This is a genomic window from Candidatus Ryanbacteria bacterium CG10_big_fil_rev_8_21_14_0_10_43_42, from assembly GCA_002793915.1.
In the GTDB taxonomy this organism is placed as follows: Bacteria; Patescibacteriota; Minisyncoccia; order Ryanbacterales; family 2-02-FULL-48-12; genus 1-14-0-10-43-42.
Genome location: PFEF01000009.1, coordinates 1 through 3,810 on the forward strand (window position 1 = coordinate 1; position 3,810 = coordinate 3,810).

General features: G+C 45.3%; 2 protein-coding genes and 1 pseudogene (1 of these 3 only partly in view). 2 read left to right on the forward strand and 1 reads right to left on the reverse strand.

The window, feature by feature from the left end; genetic code table 11:
• Positions 1-80: 80 nt before the first annotated feature.
• Positions 81-266, reverse strand: coding sequence for a hypothetical protein (locus COU90_04140; GenBank protein PJE64165.1), 186 nt, complete (start codon positions 264-266; stop codon positions 81-83).
• A gap of 133 nt (positions 267-399) precedes the next feature.
• Between COU90_04140 and COU90_04145 the strand changes: the two genes are divergently transcribed.
• Together COU90_04145 and COU90_04150 are read left to right on the forward strand one after the other, a co-directional pair.
• Positions 400-1,608, forward strand: a complete 1,209-nt coding sequence (locus COU90_04145) for a hypothetical protein (protein ID PJE64166.1) — start codon at positions 400-402, stop codon at positions 1,606-1,608.
• 602 nt (positions 1,609-2,210) lie between these two features.
• Positions 2,211-3,810: pseudogene (locus tag COU90_04150) on the forward strand (hypothetical protein); it runs 1,700 nt beyond the window's last position.

The following is a 3,810-nucleotide window of genomic DNA, read 5'->3' on the forward strand; positions in this document are numbered from 1 at the left end:
TTTTTTTCAACGGCTCACACGCGTGAGCCGTTGGAAAAAAAAGAAAACAGCCTATAAGGGCTGTTTTTTATCCGCACCGATTATTGGACTTCAAATACCTGGAGTAGCTGAAGGTTGTGCGCCTTCGGATGTATTTTGGCACATTCACGCGCCTTTTCTACGCTTTCGGCATCAATGTCAAGATAAGTAAATTCTTTCGTATCATCTGTATCGAAAAGCACGTCTTCAGCGCTTAGTTCGCACAATACAGCACGAAATCTTTTCATATGTCCTCCATTGAAAAGTGCTGAAAAAAGCTTACGTTACTGTAACCTTTCTGTCAAATTGTAACATGTAACTATTTAGTATATACTACAAAAGCGTTTTTGCTCTTTTACAACACAACCTTAGGAGGCCACGATGAAAAAGTCAGCATTTCTTTTTGTTTTTCTTTCGCACCTGCCCATGTACGCACAGGAGGACCGACTCCAGCTCAAAATTCTCTCCCATAATTCGCGGCAATGGGAAAATCTTCATGAGAATATTCCGCTGTTTGACGAATCGGCGGCAACCTGCCTTATAACGCATGGCTGGACGCTTTTCTTCAACGAACAGCTCAACGGCTGGATGCTTGATATCGCGCGCGACATAAGCACGCGCACAGACAAGAGCGGCAACATTCTTGCATGGGAATGGATAGAAGAGGCGGACGGAAGTAACAACGGAGAGAACGAATCTGCCCGCGAGCAGGCGGTACTCCTTGCAGACGCCCTGAAGACCTCTGTCCCGATAGGATACGATAAGGCCATGCATTTTATGGGACACAGCTTGGGAACCATTCTCGTAACACACGCGGCGCGTGAGCTTGTAGATCCCGTGAATTCTTTGCAACGCGTAATACGTGTCCATCAGATAACGCTTTGGGATCCTTTGGATACTATTATACTGGTAGATCTCGCGCCAATAGTTTCAATACTCCGGCGCAACATGGTGTATGTTGACCTCTATCGCGGAATAACAAGCGTAAATGATAACAGGGCAAACCTCATCGTAAACGTTCCCGGAGTAAGCCATTCGGTGTACAACTGGTATGCCACCACTATTACCGGAGAAAACACCCCTGTTGTCATCTATCCAAAACAGTGCATTAACGATAATATCTTAAGCGGAAGCTTGGGATTTGAAAATTCCGTTTTTCTTGCGGGAAGTGAAAACCCGTATGAACGAATGATTCATTTTCCCGAATGTGACAACACCGAAAGCATGCTTTTCGCTTCCAAAATATCAATATGCCAAGCGGATACCGGAGACGAGGTCTTCGGAATAGACGAAAGAAGACACTGCGGAAACGCGACTGAGCTGGAATTTGTCCGAGGGGACTCGAATACCGACGGTGATTTCAATCTTTCGGACACAATTCGGCTTCTCGACGTTCTCTTTCGCGGAGGCGATCCGCTGACGTGCGCTGATGCCGCTGACGCGAATGACGACGGGCTTCTTGATATCTCCGATGCGGTATTCATTCTTCTTGTTCTTTTTTCTGATAATGAAATGCCTCTTCCGTTTCCCGATGCGGGACCGGATCCTACAGACGATCCGCTCGGATGCGAAAATTATACTGTTCCTTAATCGCAAAACAACACAACCGCCCGAAATTTTTCGGCGCGGTTTTCTTTTTCAAGCTTTTATCTACTTTTAGATTCCTGCCTTCGCAGGAATGACAAGTGGGGGGTTCTCCTCTTATTCCTCCCCTTACGACAAGGGGAGGTTAGGAGGGGTTGTGGTCTTGTAACTTGTAACTCCTAGCGCGCATTCTCCCTTTCCTAAAGGGAGTACCCGCCTTGTGTGGGGGAGGGATTTTCTCCTCTTATTCCTCCCCTTACGACAAGGGGAGGTTAGGAGGGGTTGTAGTCTTGTAGCTTGTAGCGCCTAGCGCGCATTCTCCCTTTCTTAAAGGGAGTACCCGCAGGGGGAGGGATTTTTGACGCTGGATTCCTGCCTTCGCAGGAATGACGAGAGAAAAGCAGGAATGACACGCGGGGGAGGGATTTTCTTTCTCCCGCTGACAGCAAGCGTGTTTATTGACTACAATAAAATAATTCTGTACAGTATAGTGTGGCAAACGCCACTCTTTGAACATTGACAATATATCGTCATTACGCACTCGTCATCTTCGCGTATGCGGGGATCTAAGGAATACAAGAAAACACTGGATTCCTGCCTTCGCAGGAATGACAAGCGGGGGGCAGAGGAATGCAAAAAGAGAAGGAATGACAAATACAGCGTCATCCTCGCGTATGCGGGAATTCCGGAAAGAAACGCCCAAACGAAAGGAGCTTCTTATGAAGCGCGCAATGCTTTTGGCAATAGCCCTCTTTACCATTTTCAATACTGACATCGTGTCAGAGTGTTACGGGCAGGAAACTGCTCCGGAAATAGAATGGAAAGTAAATGTACCAAATGGATTATGGGACATTATATCCACACAAGATAACGGATACTTGCTTACAGGAGGAATCTGGAAATCGCCAATTCATTACGTCTCCCTTATTAAGCACGACAGTTCGGGGGTTATACAGTGGGAAAAAACTTACGGCGGAAACCAAAATGATAGAGGGAACGCGATTGCCGAATCATCGATCGGAGAATATGCCATTCTAGCAACTGTTCGCGGCAACGGAACACTTATCAAAGTAAATAAACTTGGTACCATGTTGTGGGAAAAAACTTTCTCACGAGAATATGCATCACTTGAATCTGCATCGCTAATATGGAATAATGGTTGGGTAATACTTCTAAATAAATCCACAGGAAATGATAGGTATGTCTCAATCATAAAAATTAGCGATATTGGGAGTATTGAATGGGAATTTCTTCTTTCAAGGGGGATTGGTAAAAATTTTTACCAAACAAGTGATAATGGGTTTGTTATTGTAAGCATACTAAATTATAATATATGCATCACCAAAATAGATTCGGAAAAGAACATTCTATGGACAAATGAATACGAACACATAGGACACGAATTTAATCCGTACATTATCGAGTCAGAAGACAATGGCTATGTGGTCGCTGCCAGATCTATTACTAACGAAAACAATGAGCACGTGTATATTATTAAAACGAATGAATTGGGTGTTCTCCAATGGGAAAAGATGTACAAGCGAGGTGGGAGGGTTGAAGTTTGTAATGGCCTTCTTCATGATTATGATAACGGTTTTGTTTTTATACATGGAGGTGATGGTGTTGGTTATCTCGTAAAGATGGATGTATTGGGAAATGTTGTTTGGGAAAAACCAGGATCCTTAGAAATACAAGACTTCACTAAAACGCGAGATCGTGGATATGCCACATATGGATGTAGTAGTATAACTAATGAAAATCGATGCGAAACATCGTCAATCACTAAGTTTTCTCCGAGCTTCCCGACCCCACCAGAAAATCTATTAGTCAGCATGCGATCCGACACCGCGTCAGAACTTCACTGGAACTCGGACATTCCGGGCGCCATTCAGTACATCATAGAGCGCCAGTTGTGCCAGCCGGGAGATGCGGCGTGCTGGGAACGCCTCTCCGAAATTCCTGCTGACAGGGATACATACATAGACGCGCAGCTACCTCCGGAACAGGAAGTAAGCTACAGAATGGCCGTTGTCTCCGACTCTGGCACCTCGCCTCTAAGCGATTCTGTTTCAGTAAACACTCCGGTGCAAGAGCGTTGGCAGCTGAAGATATATGATGCCAAAACAAATCGCTGGAACGACCTGCTGCCCGGTGATGGACAGTTTAATCCTAATGCCGGTACAGCGCTCATCGTTCATGGTTGGAAAC